Origin of the sequence: Wenxinia marina DSM 24838, from assembly GCF_000379485.1 — a bacterium.
GTDB lineage: Bacteria > Pseudomonadota > Alphaproteobacteria > Rhodobacterales > Rhodobacteraceae > Wenxinia > Wenxinia marina.
Genome location: NZ_KB902279.1, coordinates 77,756 through 99,555, shown reverse-complemented (window position 1 = coordinate 99,555; position 21,800 = coordinate 77,756). Strand labels below are relative to the sequence as shown.

Below are 21,800 nucleotides of genomic sequence, written 5' to 3'. Positions count from 1 at the left end.
CGGGCGCGGGCGGCTCCATCGCGACGACGCTGCCGCGCGGGGCGCGCTGCCGGTCCGCCCCCGCCTTGCGTCCCGCGGGCCGTCCGCGCAGTGTGCCGGCCGGATCGTCGAGGAGTCGCCCCCATGCCCGCACTGGAGCCCACCGACCATGTCGGCCGCATCGCCTGGCTCGGCTATCAGCCGGTGCCGGTGGAGAACCTCGTCATCACCGGCGCCCCGCTGGACGAGATGCCGCTGGGCTTCGGCGGCTACGAGGGAGAGGTCCATGCCGGCGTCACCCGGCCCTCGTGCAGCCGCGTGACGGCGCAGCACCCGAGGGGCACCGAGATCGCCAACGTCCGGCAGCTGTGCGTCGTCTCGGTCGAGGAGATGGCGGCCGTCGCGGCGGAGCTGGGGATGGAGCGGATCGACTATGCCTGGGTCGGCGCCTCGGTGGTGATCGAGGGGATTCCGGATCTGACGCACCTGCCGCCGTCCTCGCGCCTGCAGGGGCCGGATGGCGCGACCCTCGTTGTCGACATGGAGAACCTGCCCTGCCAGGAGCCGGCGGTGACGATGACGAAGGCCACGGGCGGGCAGGGCAAGGCGTTCAAGGCGGCGGCGAAGGGCCGCCGCGGCGTGACGGCGTGGGTGGAGCGGCCGGGAACGCTTCGCGTCGGCGACGCCGTGCGGCTGCACGTGCCGGCACAGCGGGCGTGGCAGCCGTGAGCGACCGGACCGCGCGGCTGACCGCGGCGGCGCTCACGCTGGTCCTCGTCCTGTGGGTGGGCGGGGCCGCGGCGCTCGGCCTCGGCGATCCGCTGACATCGGAGACCGGGGCGCTGGAGCGGGCGAGCTTTGCCGCGCTGGTCGCGACGCTGCTGCTGTGGGTGGCACGGGAGCCAAGCCACGCGCTCGGCGCCGGATGGGCGGTGACGGTGCTGCTGATCGGCCTCGCGGGGAGAGAGCTCGACCTCGACAAGGCCTTCCTCGCCGACGGAATCCTCAAGTCGGATCTCTACCGGGGGCCGAACCCGCTGGCCCACAAGGCGATCGGCCTTGTCGTGGTCGCCGTAGCCCTTTGGGCGTTCGTGCGGTGGGTGCGGCGGGGACGGCGTGCCTTCGCCACCGGCCTTCGCACCGGGAGCGCCTGGGCGTGGTGCCTCGCGGTCGCCATCGTCCTCGGCGTCGGATCGAAGAGCATCGACGGCGCCGACAGGAAACTGGCCCCGCTCGGGATCGAGCTGGGGCCAGAGGTCGTGAAGTCGCTGTCGCTGGTCGAGGAGGGGGCGGAGTTCGTCTTCGCCCTCCTCCTCGTGTGGGCCGTCGCGCTGGTGCCGCGCGCCGCCGCTCAGCGCAGGACGTAGTAGTAGATCACCGGCATCGGGCCACCGGCCTCGGCGCCGCCGTCGGCGGCCGTCTGTTCGGTCGCGCGGCCCATGCGGGCGTCAGCGGCGTTCATGTACTCCTCGCGGCTGATGTCGCCCGAGGCGTCGGTGTCGAGGCTGCCGAACATGCGGTCCAGTTCGGCCTCGATCATCTGCTCGCGGTCCGCGCCGCGCGCTTCCCATTCCTCGCGGCTGAGGCCCTGATCGTTGTTCGCGTCCAGCAGGCGCAGGGCCTGGCCGAGGCGGCTGGCCATCTGCTCGGCCTGCATCGTCGTGCCGTCGGTCATGGTGGAGGCGTCTGCGGTCTGTTCGGCGCCGGCGTCCGCCATCTCCGTGCCGGCGTCGCCGGCGTCGTCCGCCGCCGCCGTGTCGCCGCCCGGCAGCATGACGAACGCCTCGGCCCAGCCGGTCGTCGCCGCGCCGCCGGAGGCCTCGAGGTTGCGCAGCTGCGCCACGATCTCGCCGCTCTCGATCTGGCCGCTCCGGTCGCTGTCCATCTCGTCGAAGCCCGCGGCGGGATCGTCGGTCGCGGCGAGCGTCGCCTCGGCCGCAGCTTCGGTGCAGGCGGCGAGTTCGTCGCGGGTGATCGTGCCGTCCTCGTCGGCGTCGATGTTCTCGTAGGCGCCGCTGGCGATGGCGGCCGCTTCTTCGGGCGAGATGTAGCCGTCGGAATCAGTGTCGCCCTGGATGAAGGCGGCCTCGCAGAACGGGCTCACCGGCGTCTCGGCCGACTGCGCCAGTGCGCCGGTCGCGGCAAGGGCGAGGGTGAGGGCGGTGGCAGTGGTGTGGGTCTTGTGCATGGGGTCGGTCCTCCCGTCTGGTCGGTCCGATCCGCCGCAGCGGACCGAAAGGGTCTGGTGTGAAGTTGCCGGCCGCCACGCACGTGGTGCCGCGGCCGGCCCGTGTGCGGAATCAACCGCAGTCGCGGACGCGGGTTCCGGACCTGGGCGGGTCGGATCGCGTGTGTACGGTCCTGACCGGGACGCCGTTTCCGATCGGAACCGCGATTTCCCGGCGGCCGCCGATTCCGGCGCGATTACCGTCGCAATCCGGCCCTCTCCACCCTCGCCAAGGGGGCAGAAACCGGGGCATCACACCCGCCAAACGGACGGCGCGGGCCGAGGGGAGAAGCGATGAGCCACAAGACCGACATCGAGATCGCACGCGAGGCGTCCAAGCGGCCGATCCAGGAGATCGGCGCCAAGCTGGGCATCCCGTCGGACGACCTGCTGCCCTACGGCCACGACAAGGCCAAGGTCAGCCAGGCCTTCATCGACGGTGTGCAGGACCGGCCGAACGGCAAGCTGATCCTCGTCACCGCGATCAATCCGACGCCTGCGGGCGAGGGCAAGACGACGACGACCGTGGGCCTCGGCGACGGGCTGAACCGGATCGGCAAGAAGGCGGCGATCTGCATCCGCGAGGCCTCGCTCGGGCCCAACTTCGGGATGAAGGGCGGCGCGGCGGGCGGCGGTTACGCCCAGGTCGTGCCGATGGAGGAGATGAACCTCCACTTCACCGGCGACTTCCACGCGATCACCAGCGCCCACAACCTGCTGGCCGCGATGATCGACAACCACGTCTACTGGGGCAACGAGCAGGACATCGACGTCCGGCGCATCGTCTGGCGCCGCGTGATCGACATGAACGACCGGGCGCTGCGGCAGATCACCGCCTCGCTCGGCGGCGTCGCCAACGGCTTCCCGCGCGAGGCCGGCTTCGACATCACGGTCGCGTCCGAGGTCATGGCGATCCTCTGCCTCGCCCGCGACCTGAAGGACCTGCAGAAGCGCCTCGGCGACATGATCGTCGCCTACCGCCGCGACCGCACGCCCGTCTACGCCCGCGATCTCAAGGCCGATGGCGCGATGACGGTGCTCCTCAAGGACGCGATGCAGCCGAACCTCGTCCAGACGCTGGAGAACAACCCCGCCTTCGTCCATGGCGGCCCGTTCGCCAACATCGCCCACGGCTGCAACAGCGTGATCGCGACGACGACGGCGCTGAAGGTGGCGGACTACGTGGTGACGGAAGCCGGCTTCGGCGCGGACCTCGGCGCCGAGAAGTTCATGAACATCAAGTGCCGCAAGGCCGGCCTCGCGCCCGACGCGGTGGTGATCGTTGCCACCTGCCGCGCGCTGAAGGCCAACGGCGGGGTGGGCAAGGCCGACCTGAACAAGGAGAACGTCGAGGCGGTGAAGAAGGGCTGCGCCAACCTCGGCCGCCACATCGCGAATGTGAAATCCTTCGGCGTGCCCGTGGTCGTCGGGATCAACCACTTCGTCAGCGACACCGACGCCGAGGTGCAGGCGGTGAAGGACTACGTCAAGGCGCAGGGGTCCGAGGCGATCCTGTGCAAGCACTGGGCCAAGGGGTCCGAGGGGATCGAGGATCTCGCGAAGAAGGTGGTGCAGCTGGCGGAGTCCGGCTCGTCGCAGTTCGCGCCGCTCTATCCCGACGAGATGCCGCTGTTCGAGAAGATCGAGACCATCGCCACCCGCATCTACCACGCCGACGAGGTGCTGGCCGACCAGAAGGTGCGGGACCAGCTGCATGCGTGGGAGGAGCAGGGCTATGGCAACCTGCCGATCTGCATGGCCAAGACGCAGTATTCCTTCACCACCGACCCCAACCGCCGCGGCGCGCCGGAGCATCATTCGGTGCCGGTCCGCGAGGTGCGGCTGTCGGCGGGAGCGGGCTTCGTCGTGGTGATCTGCGGCGAGATCATGACCATGCCGGGCCTGCCCCGCGTGCCGTCGGCCGAGACGATCCGGCTGAACGACGCGGGCCAGATCGAGGGCCTGTTCTGAGCGAGGGCGGCCTCGGGGGACATCGAGCCCCCCTCGACCGGCCGGCGCCACGGGCGCCGGCTGCCTCCGGCGGGGATATTTCAGGCAACATGAGAGGGGCAGGGCGATGGGCGCTCGGGTGATCGACGGCAAGGCCTTCGCGGCGGACGTGCGCGGGCGCGTGGCGGAGCACGTGGCGCGGCTGAAGGAGGAGCACGGGATCGTGCCGGGGCTGGCGGTCGTGCTGGTCGGCGAGGACCCGGCGAGCCAGGTCTATGTCCGCTCCAAAGGCAAGATGACGAAGGAGGTCGGGATGGCCTCGTTCGAGCATCGGCTGGACGCCTCGGTCTCCGAGGCGGAGCTGCTGGAGCTGGTGGGCCGGCTGAACGCCGATCCGGCCGTGCACGGCATCCTGGTGCAGCTGCCGCTACCCAAGCACATGTCGGAATCGAACGTCATCACAGCGATCGACCCGGACAAGGACGTGGACGGCTTTCACATCTTCAACGTCGGCCGTCTGGCGACGGGGCAGAAGGCGATGGTGCCCTGCACGCCGCTCGGATGCCTGATGCTGCTGCGCGACCTGCACGGCTCCTTGTCGGGGATGGACGCGGTGGTGATCGGGCGGTCGAACATCGTCGGCAAGCCGATGGCGCAGCTGCTGCTCGGCGACAGCTGCACGGTGACGGTGGCACATTCGCGGACGAAGGACCTCGCCGACGTGGTGCGGCGGGCGGACCTCGTGGTGGCGGCGGTCGGCCGGGCCGAGATGGTGCCGGGCGACTGGATCAAGCCGGGCGCGACGGTGATCGACGTCGGCATCAACCGGGTGGAGCGGGACGGAAAGAACGTCCTGGTCGGCGACGTCGACTACGCCTCCTGCGCCGAGGTGGCGGGCGCGATCACGCCGGTGCCGGGCGGGGTCGGGCCGATGACGATCGCGTGCCTGCTGGCGAATACGCTGACCGCGTGCTGCCGGTCGAACGGCCTGCCGGAGCCCGAGGGGCTGACCGCCTAGTCCGCGCTAGCCCGCCCGGCGGAGCGGCCGGACCCGGGGCGGGTGCTGCCGGCGGGCGGTGCCGGCGGTGACCGGCACCAGCACGGGGCGCGGGCCGGTCAGGATCGCGAAGCTGGGGCCGGGGAAGAGGGCCGACAGCTCGGCACAGGTGGCGCGCAGGCCCCCCGTATAGGTGCCGTAGGCCGGCAGGATCAGCCGGTCGGCGTCGAACAGGAAGGCGGGGCGGCTTTCGGGACCGACGCGGTGCTTGGGGTGGTAGTGGCCGGAGACTTCCGGGCCGGCGGCGGGCGTCGCGATGTGGCGGAAGGTCAGGCCATCCACCGACAGCTCCGCCCGGTGCTCTCCCGAGAGACCGGACGGCCCCGGATCGTGGTTGCCCTCGATCCAGATCCAGCGCCGCCCGGCCTGCAGGCCGAGGAGGCGGAGGCGATCCGTCTCGTCCAGCGCCTCGGCCGCGGCGAGGTCGTCGAAGGAATCGCCGAGGCAGATCAGCGTGCGGGCGTCCGTGGCGGCGAGGTCGGCGGCGAGGCGGTCCAGCGTCTCGGCCACCTCGTAAGGCGGCAGCATCAGCCCCAGCCGCCGCGCGACGCGGTCGGACTTGCCGAGGTGCAGGTCCGACACGCAGAGCCATCCCGCCGCCCGGTCCCACAGCGCCCCGGAGGGAAGTGCCGTGAGGGTGCGGCCGGCGAAGGGGAAGTCGAGCGTGTTCATGCTGCGTTCCTAGGCCGGGAGGGCCGGGGAGGGCAAGGGTCCTGCGCCTATAGCGCGCCGAGGCCGGACTCGCGCAGCAGGCGGTCCGCCTCGACCTCCATCAGCCGTTGCCTGCCGGCGCCCTCGATCGGCACGCGCCCCCGCTCCAGCAGCATCGGCGCGGCGAGCGGGGACGGCCCCTCGAGCCGCACGTGATCCACCCGCCCGGCGGTGCGGCCCAGCATCTCCTCGATCCGGCCAAAGGAGACGAGACCGCGCAGCGCCTCGTCCCGGGTGATCCGCAGGAGGAGATGGTCGGGGTCGTATTTGTGCAACGTGTCGTAGAGGATATCCGAGGAGAACGTGGCCTGCCGGCCTGATTTCTTCAACTGCGGCAGGTTGCGCTCGATCAGGCCGGCGATGATGCCGACGTTCCGGAAGGTCCGCTTCATCACCGCGTTGCCCGACAGCCAGGTCTCCAGCCCGTCCGTCAGATCCTCCCGCGACAGCAGCGGCGCGGGGTCCGTCACCTCGTCCAGCCCCCAGATCAGCGTCGCGTAGTCCGTCGCGACAAAACCCAAGGGATGCAGCCCCGCCTGCTCCATCCGGTGAGTCAAAAGGAGGCCCAGCGTCTGCTGCGCGTTGCGGCCGGCGAAGGTATGCAGGCAGGTGTGGGCGCGCCCCTCGAACGGGAAGCTCTCAACCAGGATGCGGTCGGCCTGCGGCATCTGGCTGCGGTCCTGCTGCAGCCACAGCCAGTCGCGGACGTGCTCGGGCAGATCCGACCAGTCGTCCGAATTGATGAGGGCGAGGATGCGGTGCTGCAGCTCGGTCGTGGTCGAGAACTTGGTGCCGCCGTAGGTCGCGACCCGCGGCTCCTTGTCGGCGCGGCGCGAGACCTCGACGATCATCTCCTTCAGGCCCTCGTAGCGGACGACCTGGCCACCGATCAGGAACGTCTCGCCGGGATGCAGTGTGGCGGCGAAGCCTTCCTCGATCTCGCCCAGCATCTGGCGCGAGCCGCGCATCCGCACGTCGACGTTGTCGTAGTCGATGATCGTGCCGAGGTTCATGCGGATGCGCGTGGTCGCGCGGGGGTCGCGGAGGGACCACGTCCCGTCCGGCCCCTGCTTCAGCCGCTGCCAGCGGTCGTAGGCGCGCAGCGCGTAGCCGCCGGTGGCGACGAAGGCGAGACAGTCGTCGAACTCGGCCCGGGTCAGGTCGGCGTAAGCGCCGGCGGTGCGGACCTCGGCATAGAGGTCGTCGGCAAGGAACGGCCCGGCGCAGGCGCGGATCAGGATGTGCTGGCAGAGGACGTCCTGCGGCCCGCGGCCCCGTGGCTCGCCGTCGAGCTCGCCCGCGCGCGCGGCCTCCAGCGCGGCGACGCACTCGATCACCTCGAAGCGGTTGGCGGGCACGATCAGCGCCTTGGACGGGGCGTTGTAGCGGTGGTTGGCGCGGCCGATGCGCTGGACGAGCTTCTTGACGTTCTTCGGCGCGCCGATCTGGATCACCAGATCCACGTCGCCCCAGTCGATCCCGAGGTCGAGCGTGCCGGTGCAGACGATGGCGCGCAGCTCGCCCGCCAGCATCGCCGCCTCCACCCGGTCGCGGGCGACGCGGGAGAGGCTGCCGTGGTGGATGCCGATGGGCAGCGCGTCCTCGTTCTCCAGCCACAGGCGGTGGAAGAAGATCTCGGCCTGGGCGCGGGTGTTGTGGAAGATCAGCGTCGTGGTGTGGCGCTTCACCTCCTCCAGCACGGCGGGGATGGCGTAGGCGGCACCGCCGCCGGCCCAGGGCGGCCGCTCCTCCGTGACCAGCATCGAGATGTCGGGCGGCGGGCCGGGGTCGGCGTAGAGGATCTCGCACGGGTCCGGCGCCTTCGCCAGCTGCGCGGCGAGGCCGGCGGGGTCCTCGACCGTGGCGGACAGGCCGACGCGGCGCAGGCCCGGCGCCAGCGCCTCCAGCCGGGACAGGGCCAGCATCAGCTGGTCGCCCCGCTTGCTCTCGGCCAGGGCGTGGATCTCGTCGACGATGACGCGCTGCAGGCCGGCGAACATCCGCGGCGCGTCCTCGTAGCTGATGAGGAGGGCCAGGCTCTCGGGCGTGGTCAGCAGGATGTGCGGCGGGTCGGCGCGCTGGCGTCTCTTGGCGTGGGCGGAGGTGTCGCCGGTCCGGTCCTCGATCCGGATCGGCAGGCCCATCTCCTCCACCGGGGTGCGCAGGTTGCGGCGAATGTCGGCGGCCAGCGCCTTCAGGGGCGAGACGTAGAGGGTGTGCAGCCCCTCGTGACCGCCGTCCGCAAGTTCGGCCAGCGTCGGCAGGAACCCGGCCAGCGTCTTGCCGCCGCCGGTCGGCGCGATCAGCATCAGCGACGGCGCGTCCGCGCGCGCCAGCATGTCGGCCTGGTGCGGGTGGATCGTCCAGCCCTTCGAGGCGAACCAGTCGGCGAAGCGTGGGGGCAGGGCGCTCATGGGCGCGAAGATGCCACGCGCCGGCGCAGGTTCAAGCTTTGTTCCGCAGCGTCGGCCGGGAGGGACGTGTCAGGCGCTCTCGCGCCGGGGCTGGCCGCGGGCCCGCTCCTGCGCGGCGCGGCGGCGGGACATCATGTCCAGCCGGCGCATACGGGCGCGGCGGGGGGCGGCGTTCCCGTCGAACCGCGCCATCGCGCGGATCGGGCGCACCTCCTCTTCCGCGACGTCCTCTTCGTCGCGCATCGGCGTGTTCAGGCCGGCGAAGATTGCCGCTGCGCCGATTGCGATCAGGCCGAGGCCGAGGGCACCGGGATAGCCGCGGGCGTAGAACGTCACGGACAGGATGATGACGGCGAGTACGGCGAGAAGGGCGGCGGCGTGTTTCATGGTGAGGCATCCGCGGGTGACACAACTATAAGTTGTATTCGGCGGGACCGGCCTTTCAAGCGCAATCGACATCGGCCGGATGCAAATTCTTGCGCTTGTGGCCAAGGATTGACGGCTGGCCGGCGTCCCACCAACCGTGATGCTGATGGACACCACGGACGAAAGCCTCGCCAGAGCGGCGGCCGGCGGGGACCGCGCGGCCTTCGCCGCGCTGCTGGAGCGGCATTACGACCGCCTGTTCCGGCTGGCCTTCCGGCTGACCGGCAGCCGGGCCGAGGCCGAGGATCTCACGCAGGACGTCTGCGCCGCGCTGCCGGCCAAGCTCGCCTCCTTCCGCGGGGCGGCGAAGGTCACCACATGGCTGTGGCGGGTGATGGTGAACGCCGCGCACGACCGGCGGCGGCGCCGGACGGTCCACGCGAAGGCCGCCGAGGGCTGGGGCGACTGGGAGCTGAACCGGCGCGCCGGCAACGACGAGGCGGCGGCGCGGACCGACTGGCTGATGGCGGCGCTGGGGCGCCTGCCGGACGACCTGCGCGACACGCTGGCGCTGATCCTGGACGACCTCACCCACGCCGAGGCGGGCGAGGTGCTGGGGATCAGCGAGGGCACGGTCAGCTGGCGCGTGTCCGAGGCGAAGAAGCGCCTGAAGCGGATGAAGGAGGAGGAGCAGGCATGAGCCCTCCGGGTGACGACGACTTCGATCTGGACGCGCTGAAGGATGCCGTCGCGGACGCGACGCCGCGGCCCGACCCGGCCGTGCGGGCCGCGCATCTGCGGCTGGCGCAGGAGAATTTCGACCGGCTCCAAGGATCGCGGGATCCCTCCCGTCTCACCGCCGAGGCCCCGAACGCGGGGGCCTGGCCAGGAGTGAGACGGATGCTGAACGCGATCACCACCCGGGGCAGGCTGACCGCCACCACCGCCCTCGTCGCCTGCGGGCTGCTGCTGACGCCCGCCGGGCAGGACCTGTGGCGCCCGGCGCCCGGGGTGCTGGGCGGGCCCCAGACGCCGGAGTTGGTGCTGCAGCCCGATCCCGCCGCGCCGCCGGCGCCGGAGGCGCAGACGCAGACGCAGACGCACGCTGAAGCGGACGATGCGGCCGACGCGCCGGTCGTTGCGATGGAGCCGTCGCCGGCCGACGAGGCCGCGCCGGAGGCCGCCCCCCGAGGTCGGATGCCCGAGGCGGAGGCGGCCGAGGAGAGCCTCGCCGACGTCGCCCCGCCGCCGCCGGCCGTCGCGCCCGCGCCGCAGGTGATGCAGCGCGTCGCGCCCCCCGGCGGCGCGGCGATGACCACCGCCCCGCAGGCCGATGGCGACGCAGTGGCGGGCCTCGTCGCGCCGGCGCCCGAGATGGCGCCGCCGCCCCGGCCCGACACCGAACCTTTCGCGAACGAGGCGCCGAACCCGGTGAAGATCACGGTGGAGGAGCCGGTCTCGACCTTCTCCATCGACGTCGACACGGCGTCCTGGGCGATCGTCCGCAACTCGCTGACGAGGGGCCAGCTGCCGCCGCGCGACGCGGTGCGGGTCGAGGAGATGGTGAACTACTTCCCCTACGACTACCCCGCGCCGGACGCGGACGCGGACACGCCCTTCCGCCCCACGGTGACCGTGTTCGAGACGCCGTGGAACACCGACACGCAGCTCGTCCGCATCGGCCTGCAGGGCGAGATGCCGGCCGTCGCCGAGCGGCCGCCGCTGAACCTGGTGTTCCTGATCGACACGTCCGGCTCGATGGAGGATCCGTCCAAGCTGCCGCTCTTGAAGCAGTCCTTCCGTCTGATGCTGGACAACCTGCGCCCCGAGGACGAGGTGGCGATCGTGACCTACGCCGGCTCGGCAGGCCTGGCGCTGCCGGCGACGCCGGCGGGCGAACGTTCCACGATCCTCGCCGCGCTCGACCGGCTGGCGGCGGGCGGCTCCACCAACGGGCAGGGCGGGCTGGAGCAGGCCTACCGGGTGGCGGAGGAGATGGCGGCGGAGGGCGAGGTCTCCCGCGTGATCCTGGCCACCGACGGCGACTTCAACGTCGGCGTCAGCGAGCCGGGCGGCCTGACGGAGTACGTGGAGCGGCAGCGGGACAGCGGCACGTACCTCAGCGTCCTCGGCTTCGGGCGCGGCAACCTTGACGACGCCGTGATGCAGGCGCTGGCGCAGAACGGCAACGGCACGGCCGCCTACATCGACACGCTGAACGAGGCGCAGAAGGTGCTGGTGGACCAGCTGACCGGCGCGCTGTTCCCGATCGCCGGCGACGTGAAGGTGCAGGTGGAGTGGAACCCGGCCGAGGTCGCGGAGTACCGGCTGATCGGCTACGAGACCCGGGCGCTGCGGCGCGAGGACTTCAACAACGACGCGGTGGACGCGGGCGAGTTGGGGGCGGGGCACTCGGTGACGGCGCTCTACGAAGTGACGCCGGTCGGCTCGCCGGCCCGGCTGTCCGACCCCTTGCGCTACCAGCCCGAGCAGGTCGCGGGGGCCGAGGGCGAGCTCGGCTTCCTGCGGCTGCGCTGGAAGGCGCCGGGCGAGGACGTCAGCCGCCTTATGGAGACGCCGATCGGAGAGGCCGTGACCGCGCCCGACACCGAGGCCGCCTTCGCCGCCGCCATCGCCGGCTTCGGCCAGCTGCTGCGCGGGTCGGACTACCTGGGCGACTGGGGCTACGACGAGGCCATCGCGCTGGCCAACGCGAACCGGGGCGAGGACCCGTTCGGCTACCGCACCGAGGCGGTGCAGCTGATGCGCCTGGCGCAGTCGCTGACCCGTTAGCCGGCCGCGTTCGCCACCGCCGCGCCAGAGCTGCCGCTGACTTACCCCTGCGGCAGCGACGTCTGTACGTTTCCGGATGAACCGCAAGGTTGCTCTTTCATGCGTCAACGGCATAATTTCCCCTCCATTTCGCGCGGGGCGAGGAGACCGGAGATGGACGAAGAGCAGGCCAGCCAGGCGGCGCGAAGCGCCTCTTGCGCGCAACTGGGGATCGTGATCACCGACGCCCGGGCCGAGGACAATCCCATCACCTTCGTGAACGACGGCTTCCAGCGCATCACGCTCTACAGTCGCGAATTCGCCATCGGGCGGAACTGCCGCTTCCTGCAGGGCGAGAGGACCGAGCGCGAGGCGGTGGAGGACATCCGCCGCAAGCTCGGCACGGGCGAGGAGTTCCAGGTCGAGATCACCAACCACAAGGCCGACGGGACGGCGTTCCGCAACCAGCTCCTGATCTCGCCGATCACCGACGACGCGGGCGAGGTGACCACCCACTTCGGTGTGCAGCGTCTGATCGACGACGACACGGGGCAGGACCGGCAGTCGCTGGACCTGCTGCGCGAGCTGCAGCACCGGGTGAAGAACCACCTGTCGATGGTCGTCAGCATGATCCGCATCCAGGCGACCCGGAAGGTCACGCCCGAGTCCCTGCGGGCGGTCGGCCGGCGGGTGGAGGCGCTGAGCCTGCTGTACGAGGAGCTGTTCGCCACCAGTTCCACATCGCAGGCGGGGGAGACGATCCACACCGGCGCCTATCTCAGCCGCATCGCCTCGGCCATCGCGGGACTGGAGGGGCGCAGCGCGATCCGCGTCAACGTCGATTGCGAGGAGATCGACCTCCCCGTCGACAAGGCCGCCCGCCTCGGCCTGCTCCTGTCGGAGCTGCTGACCAACGCGCTGGAACATGCCTTCGAGGGACGGGAGAGCGGTTTCATCCGCGTCCGGTTCGAAAAGCTGACCGGCGGGGGGGTGCGCCTGTCGGTCGAGGACGACGGCGTCGGCCTGCCCGAGGACAGCAACTGGCCCTACGAATCGATGAGCGTCGAGGGCCAGCGCGAGCGGGCGGAGCACGAGGACGGCGAGCTGGACACGACGGGCGACAAGTCCCATTCGGGCGTCGGCGGAAGCATCATCGTCGCGCTGACCAAGACGCTGGGCGCCACGCTCGACGTGAACCGGGCGCTGCGCGGGACCATCGTGACGGTCGATTTCGAAGCGACCTGACCGCGCGTCAGAGCCGTCCCTCGCACTCGTAATAGTCCCGCAACGTCCGGTCCCTCTTGGCCCGGAGCAGCGTCTGGGCGCGGTCGGGCGCTCCAACGCTGCGGTGAATGCAGGAGACCCGCGACCAGGCGATCACCTACCTGCAGCAGCGCGAGGCCGAGATGACACCTCTTCGTGGAAGCGGGCGGCGGCGTCGAGGTCGGTGACCGGGATCTCGGTCCAGACGGCGGTGAAGGCGGCCATGTCGCGTCTCCTTGGCTGGCGATGAGAGACCGTCGCACACCCCCGCTGACAGGGTGATGTCAGCATGCGTCAGTGGAACCCGCTCATCCAGCCGAGGCCGTCGCGGGTCGCGCCGCGCGGCGTGTATTCCGCCCCGACCCATCCGTCCCACCCCTCGGCGCCGAGGGCATGGAGGAAGTCGAGCACCGGCGCGTCCGGCTCGCCCCGGTCGGTCGTGGCGCCGATCTGCACGTGGGTGGCGACGGGACGCACCTTCTCCCACGTGGCGGCGAGGTCGCCGGTGATGCGCTGCGCATGCCAGGTGTCGAACTGCAGCCCGACATTCGGTGCGCCGACCTCGACCAGGATGTCGAGGGCGAGGTCGAAGTCGGCAAGGAACCAGCCGGGGCGGTCGGTTCGATTGATGACCTCGATCGTGAAGGCCGTGCCCCGCCCGGAGGTAGCGGCGTGGCGCAGGTTTCGCACCAGCGTCGCCCGCGCCTCGGGGCCCTCCGCCGCGCCGCACATCAGGTGCAGGCGCGGGCACTTCAGGACCTGCGCGACGCGCAGCGCGCGGTCGAGATCGCGCCGGAACCGCGTCTCGAGACCGGGAACGGCGGCCCAGCCCCGCTCGCCCCCGGTGTAGTTCGGCGGCGGCGCGTTGAAGAGGCAGACCGGCAGACCGGCCCAGACCAGCCGGTCGCGCAGGTCCTGCACCGCCACCCCGTAGGGATCATGCATTTCCACCCCCGCGAACCCCGCCCCGGCCGCCGCCGCGGGCCGCTCGAGCAAGGGCGTTTCGGTGAAGAGGGTGGTCAGATTCGCAGCAAACTTCATGGGAACTCGCACCAGACGCGGCGCAATTCCTGCCGCGGCGCGCGCGGCGGTGCAACCGCCGCAGCCCTCGCCTCTCGGCAGGTGGGCGAAGTCCTGCGACGGTGCCTCGCGCAGGGCGACGTTCGGCGAGAAAAGCGGCAGTCCGTGCAGGACGGATCAGGGCAGCTCGTCCGCCGGGATGATCGGGAAGAACACTCCGCCCGAGACCACGCCGAACCAGTCGGCCCCGTCATGGGGTCGCACCTCGCCGAGGTCCACCAGCCGGTAGAAGCTCTTGCGGTCGATCAGCGCCTCGAGGTTGTGGCGGACCAGGACGTAGGGGCTGGGCTCCCCCGTCGCCGCGTCGCGCACGACGCGGATCGGGTGGTCCGGCCCTGCCACCACGCGGTCGCCGACGTTCGTCATGAACTGCAGACCGTCCGGGACCGGCTCGAAGTCGACCGCGACGAACGGCGCATCCTCCACCTGGATCCCGACCTTCTCAACCGGGGTCACGAGGAAGTAATCGTCCCCGTCCTTGCGGATGATCGACGAGAAGAGCCGCACCAGCCCTTCGCGCCCGATCGGCGTGCCGAGGTAGCACCAGGTGCCGTCCCGCGCGATGCGCATGTCCAGATCGCCGCAGAAGGGCGGATCCCACAGGTGCACCGGCGGCGGGCCGCGGCGGCCTGCCTTTCGGGCGGCGGCGGCGATCCCGTCGGCGGTCGCGCCCGTGGTCGCGGATGTCTCACGGCTTGGTGTCTTTGCCATGGTGGCGGGCGTCTGTATCTGTTTCTCTCGTCGCAAGGGTAGCAGGAACGGGAGCCGTGTCATGTCCGACGCCGATCTGGTCGCGTCCATCGAGGGGCTCGGCGACAGGCTGAGCGCCGCCCGCGCGTCCATCGCGCGGCGCTTCATCGGGCAGGACCGGGTGGTCGACCTGACGCTGGCCGCGCTGGTCTCGGGCGGGCACGCCCTGCTGATCGGCCTGCCGGGTCTCGGCAAGACGCGACTCGTGGACACGCTCGGCACCGTGATGGGGCTGGCGGCGAACCGAATCCAGTTCACGCCGGACCTGATGCCGGCCGATATCCTTGGCAGCGAAGTGCTCGAGACCTCCGCCGACGGCTCGCGCGCGTTCCGCTTCATCGAGGGGCCGATCTTCTGCCAGCTCCTGATGGCGGACGAGATCAACCGCGCCAGCCCGCGCACCCAGTCGGCCCTCCTGCAGGCGATGCAGGAGCGCGAGGTGACGATCGCCGGGCAGCACCGGCCCCTCGGCGCGCCGTTCCACGTCCTCGCCACCCAGAACCCGATCGAGCAGGAGGGGACCTATCCGCTGCCCGAGGCGCAGCTTGACCGCTTCCTCGTGCAGATCGACGTGCCGTACCCCGAGCGCGGGACCGAGCGGGACATCCTTCTTTCCACGACGGGCACCGAGGACGCACGGTCCGAGGCGGTGTTCACCGGGGCCGAGCTGATCGAGGCTCAGCAGGTGCTGCGGCGGATGCCGGTCGGCGACACCATCGTCGAGATGATCCTCGACCTCGTGCGCGCCTGCCGCCCGTCCGACCCGACCGCGCCGGCCTACGTCCGCGAGAGCGTCAGCTGGGGGCCGGGGCCGCGGGCGGCGCAGGCGCTGATGCTGACCGTCCGGGCCGAGGCGCTGATCTCGGGCCGGCTGTCGCCGTCGCCCGAGGACGTGTTCCGGCTGGCCGGGCCGGTCCTGCAGCATCGGATGGCGCTGTCCTTTGCGGCGCGGGCGCGGGGCGAGAGCCTGCCGCAGCTGATCGATCGCATCGCGGGCGAGGTGACGAGGGCAAGGGCCGCCGCGTGAGCGACCCGCTCGCCCTTCGCGCCGGCGCCGAGACGCTCGCCGCGCCGCTGCCGCCGCTGCTGGCCGAGGCCGAGCATCTGGCGGCGGCCGTCCTCCTGGGCGAGCACGGGCGGCGGCGGGCAGGCCTCGGCGATACGTTCTGGCAGTACCGCCCGGCGATGGACCACGACGAGACGCGCGCCATCGACTGGCGCCGCTCGGCCCGGTCCGACACGACCTTCGTGCAGGACAAGGAATGGCAGATCGCGCAGTCCGTCATGGTCTGGGCCGATGGCGCGGCGTCGATGGACTTCGCCAGCCGCAAGGACCTGCCGACCAAGGCGACGCGCGCGCGGACGCTGGCGCTGGCCGCCGCGATCCTGATGAGCCGTGCGGGCGAGCGCGTCGGGCTGGCCTGGCCCGAGCTGGCGCCGCGGCGTGGCGAGGCGCAGGTGGCGCGGATGGCCGCGCTGCTGGCCGAAGCGGGGGAGGGGGAATACGGCGTCCCCGAGACCCGCAGCGCGCCGGCCCACTCGCGCGCGCTGTTCCTGTCGGATTTCCTCGGCCCGCCAGAGCCGGTGGAGGAGGCGCTGGGCCGCGCCGCCGACCGCGAGGTGCGGGGCGCTTTGGTCATGGTCCTCGACCCGGCAGAGGAGGCGTTCCCCTTCGACGGGCGGACGATCTTCGAATCGATGGGCGGCACGATCCGGCACGAGACGCTGAAGGCGGGCGACCTGCGGGGCCGCTACCTGGAGCGGCTGGCCGAGCGGAAGGACCGGATGACGGTGCTGGGCCGCGTGACAGGCTGGCAGGTCCTGGTGCACCACACGGACCAGAGCGCGGCGTCGGCGCTTCTGTGGATCTACAACGCGCTGGAGCGGCGGCGGTGAGCGGGGCGCGCCCATGCTGACGCTCGGCCCCCTGGGCTTAACCGCGCCGTGGCTGCTGCTCGGCCTCGCGGCGCTGCCGATCCTGTGGCTGATCCTGCGCGCGGTCCCGCCGGCGCCGATCCGGCGGCGGTTTCCCGGCGTCGCGCTGCTCCTCGGCCTCCGCGACGAGGACAGCCAGTCGGACCGCACGCCCTGGTGGCTGCTGCTCCTGCGGATGCTGGCCGTCGCGCTGGTCATCCTCGCCTTCGCCGGGCCGATCCTGAACCCCCGCGCCGATGCCGGCGGCACCGGGCCGGTGCTGATCGTCGCCGACGGCAGCTGGGCCGATGCCCGCGACTGGACCTCCCGCCGCGAGCGGATCGCCACGCTGCTGGACGAGGCCGCCGCCGACGGCCGGCCGGCCGCGGTCGCGATCCTGACGGAGCCGCCGTCCGGGCCGCCGGTCTTCACCGACGCCCGCGCCGCCCAGCAGACGCTGGCGGGGCTCGAACCCGCGCCGTGGGCGCCCGGCGACGCGGCCACCGCGTGGGCCGAGGCGCTGGAGGGCGACTTCGACACGATCTGGCTGTCCGACGGGCTGGAGCGGGACAGCCGCGAGGCGCTGCTCGCCGCGTTCGAGGATCACGGCGCCGTCCGGGTCTTCCAGTCGCCGCGCACCACGTTCGGCCTGCGGCCCGCGCTGCACGAGGAGGGCACGGTAGACCTGCCGGTCATCCGCACGCCGGTCGGCCCCGAGGCGCAGGTGACGGTCGCGGCCCTCGGCCTCGACCCCGCCGGGATAGAGCGCCAGCTGGAGACCGCGGCCGCCGACTTCGCCCCCGGCGAGCCGGTGGCGAACGCTGCCTTCGACCTGCCGCCCGAGCTGCGCAACCGCGTGACCCGGTTCGAGATCGTCGGCCAGCGCTCCGCCGGCGCCGTGACGCTCGCCGACGACAGCCTGCGCCGGCGCGAGATCGCGCTGATCGACGGCGGCTCGGACCGCGAGGGGCTGGAGCTCTTGTCGCCGCTCTACTACCTGCGCGAGGCGCTGGCGCCGACGGCCGACCTGATTGAGGGGCCGCTGACCGACATCCTGCCCGCCAATCCGGATGCGATCATCCTCGCCGACGTCGCCCAGCTCGCCGATGGCGAGGCGCAGGCGGTGCGCGAGTGGGTCGAAGGGGGCGGCCTGCTCGTCCGTTTCGCCGGGCCGCGCCTCGCCTCGTCCGACGTCGGCCGCGAGGCCGAAGACCCGCTGATGCCCGTGCGCCTGCGGGCCGGCGGCCGCTCCGTCGGCGGCGCGATGAGCTGGGGGGAGCCCAAGACGCTCGCCCCGTTCCCGGAGGAGAGCCCGTTCTTCGGCCTGCCCATCCCGGACGACGTCGAGGTGACGGCGCAGGTGATGGCGCAGCCCGACCCGACGCTCGCCGCGCGGGTGATCGCGCAGTTGACCGACGGCACCCCCCTCGTCACCCGCGAGGCGGCGGGCGAGGGGCAGATCGTCCTGTTCCACGTCACCGCCAACGCCGAGTGGTCGACCCTGCCGCTGTCCGGCCTCTTCGTGCAGATGCTGGAGCGTCTGGCGATCTCGACCCGCGGCGCCCGGCCCTCGGCGGAGGACCTGGAGGGCACCGTCTGGACGCCGGAGGAGCTGCTCGACGCCTACGGCCGCCTGTTCGACGCCGACACGATGCCCGGCATCGACGGCGCGCTGCTGGCCGAACCGGAGCCGGGGCCGGACCTGCCGCCCGGCCTCTATGCCGGCGAGGAGCGGCGGATCGCGGTCAACGTCCTCGGCCCCGAGGCGACGCTGGGCCCGGCGTCCTGGCCGGCGCGGATCGCGGTCGAGGGGCTGGCGGTGGTGCGCGAGCTGCCACTGAAGGGCTGGCTACTGGTCGGCGCCGCGGCGCTGCTGATGCTGGACGTCCTCGCCTCGCTGGCACTGTCGGGCCGCCTGCGCGGGCCGCGGGCGGCGGGCGGCGCGGCGGTCGTGCTGCTGGCGCTGATGCTGGCCCCGGCGGGGCCGGCGCGGGCGCAGGGCGAGGCGCCCGCGGCGCCGGACTCTGAAACGGCAAGCGCCGACCTCGACGCCTTCGCCATCGAGGCGACGAGCAACGTCGTCCTCGCCCACGTCCTGACGGGCGATCCGGAGGTGGACGCGACCGCCGAGGCGGGCCTGCGCGGCCTCGGCCGGGTCCTCTACGCCCGGACGTCGATCGAGCCGGCGGAGCCGATGGGCATCGACCTCGAGCGCGACGAGCTGGCCTTCTTCCCCTTCCTCTACTGGCCGGTCACCGCGGATCAGCCGATCCCCAGCCGCGAGGCCTACCAGCGCCTGAACCGCTACCTCCGCGGCGGCGGGATGATCCTGTTCGACACGCGGGACGCCGACCTCGGCGGCTTCGGCTCGTCCACGCCCGAGGGGCGGCACCTTCAGGCGCTGGCCCGGCCGCTGGACATCCCCCCGATCGAGCCCCTGCCCGAGGATCACGTCCTGACCCGCACCTTCTACCTGCTGCAGGCCTTTCCCGGCCGTTTCAACAGCCGCGACATCTGGGTCGAATCGGCGCCCGCCGACGCCGCGCTGGCCGAAGGGATGCCGTTCCGCGAGCTCAACGACGGAGTGACGCCGGTGGTCATCGGCGGCAACGACTGGGCCGCGGCCTGGGCGGTGGACGAGTCGGGGCAGTGGCTGTTCCCGGTGGGGCGCGGCATGGCGGGAGAGCGGCAGCGCGAGATGGCCTACCGGTTCGGCGTGAACCTCATCATGCACGTGCTGACCGGCAACTACAAAAGCGACCAGGTCCACGTGCCGGCGCTGCTGGAAAGGCTGGGGCAGTGAGCGGGCGGGGGACGCCTGACCACGGAAACCGCGCGGTTTCCGTGCACGATTTCCGCGCGGAAATCGGGGCCTCGACATGAGCGGCAGCGTGATCTTCGATCCGCTGCTGCCGTGGCTGGCAGTCTGGGTCCTGACCGGCGCGTCGCTGCTGTTCGTGGCGTTCGCCGCGTGGCGCCGCCTGTCCGGCTGGTGGCTGCGGGGCATCGCGCTCGTCGCGCTGATCCTAGCCGTCGCCAATCCCGCCTGGCAGCAGGAGGACCGCGAGCCGCTGACGAACATCGTCGTCGCCGTGGTGGACGAGAGCGCGAGCCAGCGCATTGCCGGCCGCCCCGACCAGGCCGAGGCGGCGCTGGCGCGGCTGGAGGCCGAGGTCGCCGCAATGGACGCGGCCGAGCTGCGCGTCGTCCGCGTCGGCGATGCGGAGGGCGACGGCGGCACGCTCCTGATGACCGGCCTCGCCGAGGCGCTGGCGGAGGAACCGCAGGGCCGTCTCGCCGGCGTGGTCCTCATCACCGACGGCCGCATCCACGACCTCCAGCGCGTGCCTCCGCTGCCGGCGCCGGCCCACGTCCTGCTGACCGGCGAGCCCGACGACTGGGACCGCCGCCTCGTCGTGCGCAACGCGCCGGCCTTCGCGATCCTGAACGAACCCGTCAGCCTGACCCTCAGGATCGAGGACCAGGGCGCCGCGCCCGGCACCGGCGAGATGGCTGACCTCACCATCGCCATCGACGGCGGCAACCCGATCCCGTTCCGGGTGCCGCTGAACGAGGACATCGAGCTGCCGGTGACGCTGCCCCACGGCGGCATGAACGTCCTGCAGTTCGAGACACCGGTGATCGAGGGCGAGCTGACCGACCGCAACAACGCCGCCGTCGTGCAGATCAACGGCGTGCGCGATCGTCTGCGCGTCCTCCTCGTCTCGGGCGAGCCGCATCCGGGCGAGCGGACCTGGCGGAACCTGCTGAAGTCGGACGCGAGCGTCGATCTGGTGCACTTCACCATCCTGCGCCCGCCGGAGAAGCAGGACGGCGTCCCCGTGGACGAGCTGTCGCTGATCGCCTTCCCGACGCGCGAGCTGTTCGTCGAGAAGATCGACGAGTTCGACCTCATCATCTTCGACCGCTACCGGCGGCGCGGCATCCTGCCCTCGCTCTACCTCGAGAACATCGCCGAGTATGTCCGCAACGGCGGCGCCGTGCTCGTCGCCGCGGGGCCGGAGTTCGCGAGCGCGGAATCGATCTACCGCTCGCCCCTGTCCGCGATCCTGCCGGCGATGCCCACGGCGCGGGTGGTGGAAGAGGGTTTCACCCCCACGCTCACCGACATCGGCGAGCGGCATCCGGTGACCGAAGGCCTGCCCGACCTCGCCGCGACCCCGCCCGCCGAGGACGGCACCCCCGGCTGGGGCCGCTGGTTCCGGCAGGTGGACCTCGAGCTGCTCCCCGACGTGACCACGGTGATGGCCGGCCGGGACGACGCGCCGCTCCTGGTGCTCGACCGGGTGGGCGAGGGGCGGGTGGCGCTGCTCGCGTCCGACCATTCCTGGCTCTGGGACCGCGGCTACGAGGGCGGCGGGCCGCAGCTGGAGCTGCTGCGGCGGCTCGCGCACTGGATGATGAAGGAGCCGGAGCTGGAGGAAGAGGCGCTGTGGGTGGAGCCGGTGGGACAGACCATGCGCATCATCCGCCGGACCCTGTCGGGCGAGGCGCCGGACGTGACGGTGACCCATCCCGACGGCACCGAGACGGTCCTGTCGCTGGACGAGGTCTCGCCCGGCCGGTTCGAGGCGCTGTGGGAGGCGCCGGAGATCGGCCTCTACCGCCTGACCGACGGCGAGCAGGAGACGGTCATCGCCCTCGGCCCCGCTGCCCCCCGCGAGTTCGAGCAGACGATCGCGGACGGCGCGCTGCTGACGCCGGTGGCCGAGGCGACGAACGGCGGCGTCCTGACGCTGTCGGACGGGGCGTTCGACCTGCGCGAGGTCCGCGAGGGCCGGCCGGCCGCCGGCCGCGGCTGGATCGGCGTGACGCCGCGGGGCGCCTACATCACGGCCGACCTGTCGGTGAGGCCGTTCCTGCCGGCCTGGGCGTGGCTGCTGGTGGCGTCGGTTCTGATCCTGGCGGCGTGGATCCGGGAAGGGCGGCGGTAGGGGGCGGTAGCGTCCCGCCCGGTCGGTTGGGGCCCCGGCTCAGGGCCGGGGCGGGTCTGCTTTGGAAACTTCCCAAGCCCTTGTTGGCGCGTTCGAACACGACATTCCCGTCCCGGCTCCGAGCCGGGACCTCGCTCGACCCTTGCGCCCCGCTGCGCCCGGAACAGCCGCGCCAGCGGCCCGGGCCGCGTGTGGCCGCCCCCCGGCCAGACGCTTCTTCACCACCAGCGCGACGATCACCGTCGTGCGGAGGGGCGCTGAAAGGAGTGTCTGACCCCGGCCAGCCGCTGCCCTCCCTCCAACTCCTCAGACCCCTTGGCAGACCGCTTCCCCTGCGGCACCTTCGCCTCCTTGGTTCAGGC

General features: G+C 72.1%; 17 protein-coding genes. 11 read left to right on the top strand and 6 right to left on the bottom strand.

The features are described from left to right. The first annotated feature begins 123 nt into the window (after nt 1–123). Both A37W_RS0104635 and A37W_RS20980 read left to right on the top strand, forming a co-directional pair. On the top strand, nt 124–708 hold the full coding sequence (locus A37W_RS0104635; protein WP_018301858.1) for an MOSC domain-containing protein: 585 nt from the start codon (nt 124–126) through the stop codon (nt 706–708). Next, nucleotides 705–1,346: a hypothetical protein gene (locus tag A37W_RS20980; RefSeq protein ID WP_018301857.1), complete on the top strand. Its 642-nt coding sequence runs from the start codon at nt 705–707 to the stop codon at nt 1,344–1,346. The genes A37W_RS0104635 and A37W_RS20980 overlap by 4 nt, the downstream gene beginning before the upstream one ends. On the opposite strand, the gene A37W_RS22700 is transcribed toward A37W_RS20980, so the two are convergent. Further along, on the bottom strand, nt 1,331–2,167 hold the full coding sequence (locus A37W_RS22700; protein ID WP_018301856.1) for an EF-hand domain-containing protein: 837 nt from the start codon (nt 2,165–2,167) through the stop codon (nt 1,331–1,333). The two genes, A37W_RS20980 and A37W_RS22700, sit on opposite strands and share 16 nt — an antisense overlap. 333 nt (nt 2,168–2,500) lie before the next feature. Between A37W_RS22700 and A37W_RS0104620 the strand changes: the two genes are divergently transcribed. Both A37W_RS0104620 and folD read left to right on the top strand, forming a co-directional pair. Continuing rightward, nucleotides 2,501–4,177 carry a formate--tetrahydrofolate ligase gene (locus A37W_RS0104620; RefSeq protein ID WP_018301855.1) on the top strand — a complete coding sequence of 559 codons (1,677 nt, stop codon included), beginning with the start codon at nt 2,501–2,503 and terminating at the stop codon, nt 4,175–4,177. A 106-nt stretch (nt 4,178–4,283) separates the two neighbouring features. Next, nucleotides 4,284–5,174: a bifunctional methylenetetrahydrofolate dehydrogenase/methenyltetrahydrofolate cyclohydrolase FolD gene (folD, locus tag A37W_RS0104615; RefSeq protein ID WP_018301854.1), complete on the top strand. Its 891-nt coding sequence runs from the start codon at nt 4,284–4,286 to the stop codon at nt 5,172–5,174. A gap of 6 nt (nt 5,175–5,180) precedes the next feature. Here folD and pdeM read toward each other — a convergent pair whose 3' ends face one another. The 3 genes from pdeM to A37W_RS0104600 form a co-directional block, all read right to left on the bottom strand. Beyond that, nucleotides 5,181–5,885, bottom strand: coding sequence for a ligase-associated DNA damage response endonuclease PdeM (pdeM, locus tag A37W_RS0104610; RefSeq protein WP_018301853.1), 705 nt, complete (start codon nt 5,883–5,885; stop codon nt 5,181–5,183). A 47-nt stretch (nt 5,886–5,932) separates the two neighbouring features. Continuing rightward, nucleotides 5,933–8,338, bottom strand: coding sequence for a ligase-associated DNA damage response DEXH box helicase (locus tag A37W_RS0104605; RefSeq protein ID WP_018301852.1), 2,406 nt, complete (start codon nt 8,336–8,338; stop codon nt 5,933–5,935). Nucleotides 8,339–8,407: 69 nt separating this feature from the next. Next, on the bottom strand, nt 8,408–8,725 hold the full coding sequence (locus tag A37W_RS0104600) for a hypothetical protein (RefSeq protein ID WP_018301851.1): 318 nt from the start codon (nt 8,723–8,725) through the stop codon (nt 8,408–8,410). 139 nt (nt 8,726–8,864) lie between these two features. Between A37W_RS0104600 and A37W_RS0104595 the strand changes: the two genes are divergently transcribed. The 3 genes from A37W_RS0104595 to A37W_RS0104585 all read left to right on the top strand — a co-directional run bounded on the left by A37W_RS0104595 (nt 8,865) and on the right by A37W_RS0104585 (nt 12,721). Beyond that, nucleotides 8,865–9,404 (top strand): RNA polymerase sigma factor, encoded by a 540-nt coding sequence (locus tag A37W_RS0104595; protein WP_018301850.1) that lies wholly within the window; start codon nt 8,865–8,867, stop codon nt 9,402–9,404. After that, nucleotides 9,401–11,497: a vWA domain-containing protein gene (locus A37W_RS0104590; protein WP_018301849.1), complete on the top strand. Its 2,097-nt coding sequence runs from the start codon at nt 9,401–9,403 to the stop codon at nt 11,495–11,497. Before A37W_RS0104595 ends, A37W_RS0104590 begins: the two co-directional genes overlap by 4 nt. A 153-nt stretch (nt 11,498–11,650) precedes the next feature. Further along, the gene (locus A37W_RS0104585; RefSeq protein ID WP_018301848.1) at nt 11,651–12,721 is read left to right on the top strand and encodes a PAS domain-containing protein; all 1,071 of its coding nucleotides are present in this window, start codon (nt 11,651–11,653) and stop codon (nt 12,719–12,721) included. Between the two features lie 312 nt (nt 12,722–13,033). On the opposite strand, the gene A37W_RS0104575 is transcribed toward A37W_RS0104585, so the two are convergent. Continuing rightward, nucleotides 13,034–13,780, bottom strand: coding sequence for a hydroxypyruvate isomerase family protein (locus tag A37W_RS0104575; protein ID WP_018301846.1), 747 nt, complete (start codon nt 13,778–13,780; stop codon nt 13,034–13,036). A 156-nt stretch (nt 13,781–13,936) separates the two neighbouring features. Beyond that, complete coding sequence (locus A37W_RS0104570; protein WP_026198293.1) at nt 13,937–14,530, bottom strand: DUF1285 domain-containing protein; 594 nt, start codon at nt 14,528–14,530, stop codon at nt 13,937–13,939. Between the two features lie 61 nt (nt 14,531–14,591). Here A37W_RS0104570 and A37W_RS0104565 point away from each other — a divergent pair, with 61 nt between their 5' ends. The 4 genes from A37W_RS0104565 (at nt 14,592) to A37W_RS0104550 (ending at nt 21,438) form a co-directional block, all read left to right on the top strand. After that, entirely contained in the window at nt 14,592–15,596 is a 1,005-nt protein-coding gene (locus A37W_RS0104565; RefSeq protein ID WP_018301844.1) for an AAA family ATPase, read from the top strand. Next, the gene (locus tag A37W_RS0104560; RefSeq protein ID WP_018301843.1) at nt 15,593–16,465 is read left to right on the top strand and encodes a DUF58 domain-containing protein; all 873 of its coding nucleotides are present in this window, start codon (nt 15,593–15,595) and stop codon (nt 16,463–16,465) included. The genes A37W_RS0104565 and A37W_RS0104560 overlap by 4 nt, the downstream gene beginning before the upstream one ends. 13 nt (nt 16,466–16,478) lie before the next feature. Further along, a complete protein-coding gene (locus tag A37W_RS0104555; protein WP_018301842.1) occupies nt 16,479–19,286 on the top strand; it encodes a DUF4159 domain-containing protein in 2,808 nt (935 codons plus the stop codon). Between the two features lie 76 nt (nt 19,287–19,362). Next, the gene (locus tag A37W_RS0104550; RefSeq protein ID WP_018301841.1) at nt 19,363–21,438 is read left to right on the top strand and encodes a hypothetical protein; all 2,076 of its coding nucleotides are present in this window, start codon (nt 19,363–19,365) and stop codon (nt 21,436–21,438) included. The last annotated feature ends 362 nt before the right edge of the window (nt 21,439–21,800 follow it).

Coding starts and splice junctions, on each gene's coding strand:
- A37W_RS0104635 (WP_018301858.1), top strand. CDS start 124: ATGCCCGCACTGGAGCCCACCGACCATGTCGGCCGCATCGCCTGGCTC.
- A37W_RS22700 (WP_018301856.1), bottom strand. CDS start 2,167: ATGCACAAGACCCACACCACTGCCACCGCCCTCACCCTCGCCCTTGCC.
- A37W_RS0104620 (WP_018301855.1), top strand. CDS start 2,501: ATGAGCCACAAGACCGACATCGAGATCGCACGCGAGGCGTCCAAGCGG.
- folD (WP_018301854.1), top strand. CDS start 4,284: ATGGGCGCTCGGGTGATCGACGGCAAGGCCTTCGCGGCGGACGTGCGC.
- pdeM (WP_018301853.1), bottom strand. CDS start 5,885: ATGAACACGCTCGACTTCCCCTTCGCCGGCCGCACCCTCACGGCACTT.
- A37W_RS0104605 (WP_018301852.1), bottom strand. CDS start 8,338: ATGAGCGCCCTGCCCCCACGCTTCGCCGACTGGTTCGCCTCGAAGGGC.
- A37W_RS0104600 (WP_018301851.1), bottom strand. CDS start 8,725: ATGAAACACGCCGCCGCCCTTCTCGCCGTACTCGCCGTCATCATCCTG.
- A37W_RS0104595 (WP_018301850.1), top strand. CDS start 8,865: ATGCTGATGGACACCACGGACGAAAGCCTCGCCAGAGCGGCGGCCGGC.
- A37W_RS0104590 (WP_018301849.1), top strand. CDS start 9,401: ATGAGCCCTCCGGGTGACGACGACTTCGATCTGGACGCGCTGAAGGAT.
- A37W_RS0104585 (WP_018301848.1), top strand. CDS start 11,651: ATGGACGAAGAGCAGGCCAGCCAGGCGGCGCGAAGCGCCTCTTGCGCG.
- A37W_RS0104575 (WP_018301846.1), bottom strand. CDS start 13,780: ATGAAGTTTGCTGCGAATCTGACCACCCTCTTCACCGAAACGCCCTTG.
- A37W_RS0104570 (WP_026198293.1), bottom strand. CDS start 14,530: ATGGCAAAGACACCAAGCCGTGAGACATCCGCGACCACGGGCGCGACC.
- A37W_RS0104565 (WP_018301844.1), top strand. CDS start 14,592: ATGTCCGACGCCGATCTGGTCGCGTCCATCGAGGGGCTCGGCGACAGG.
- A37W_RS0104555 (WP_018301842.1), top strand. CDS start 16,479: ATGCTGACGCTCGGCCCCCTGGGCTTAACCGCGCCGTGGCTGCTGCTC.
- A37W_RS0104550 (WP_018301841.1), top strand. CDS start 19,363: ATGAGCGGCAGCGTGATCTTCGATCCGCTGCTGCCGTGGCTGGCAGTC.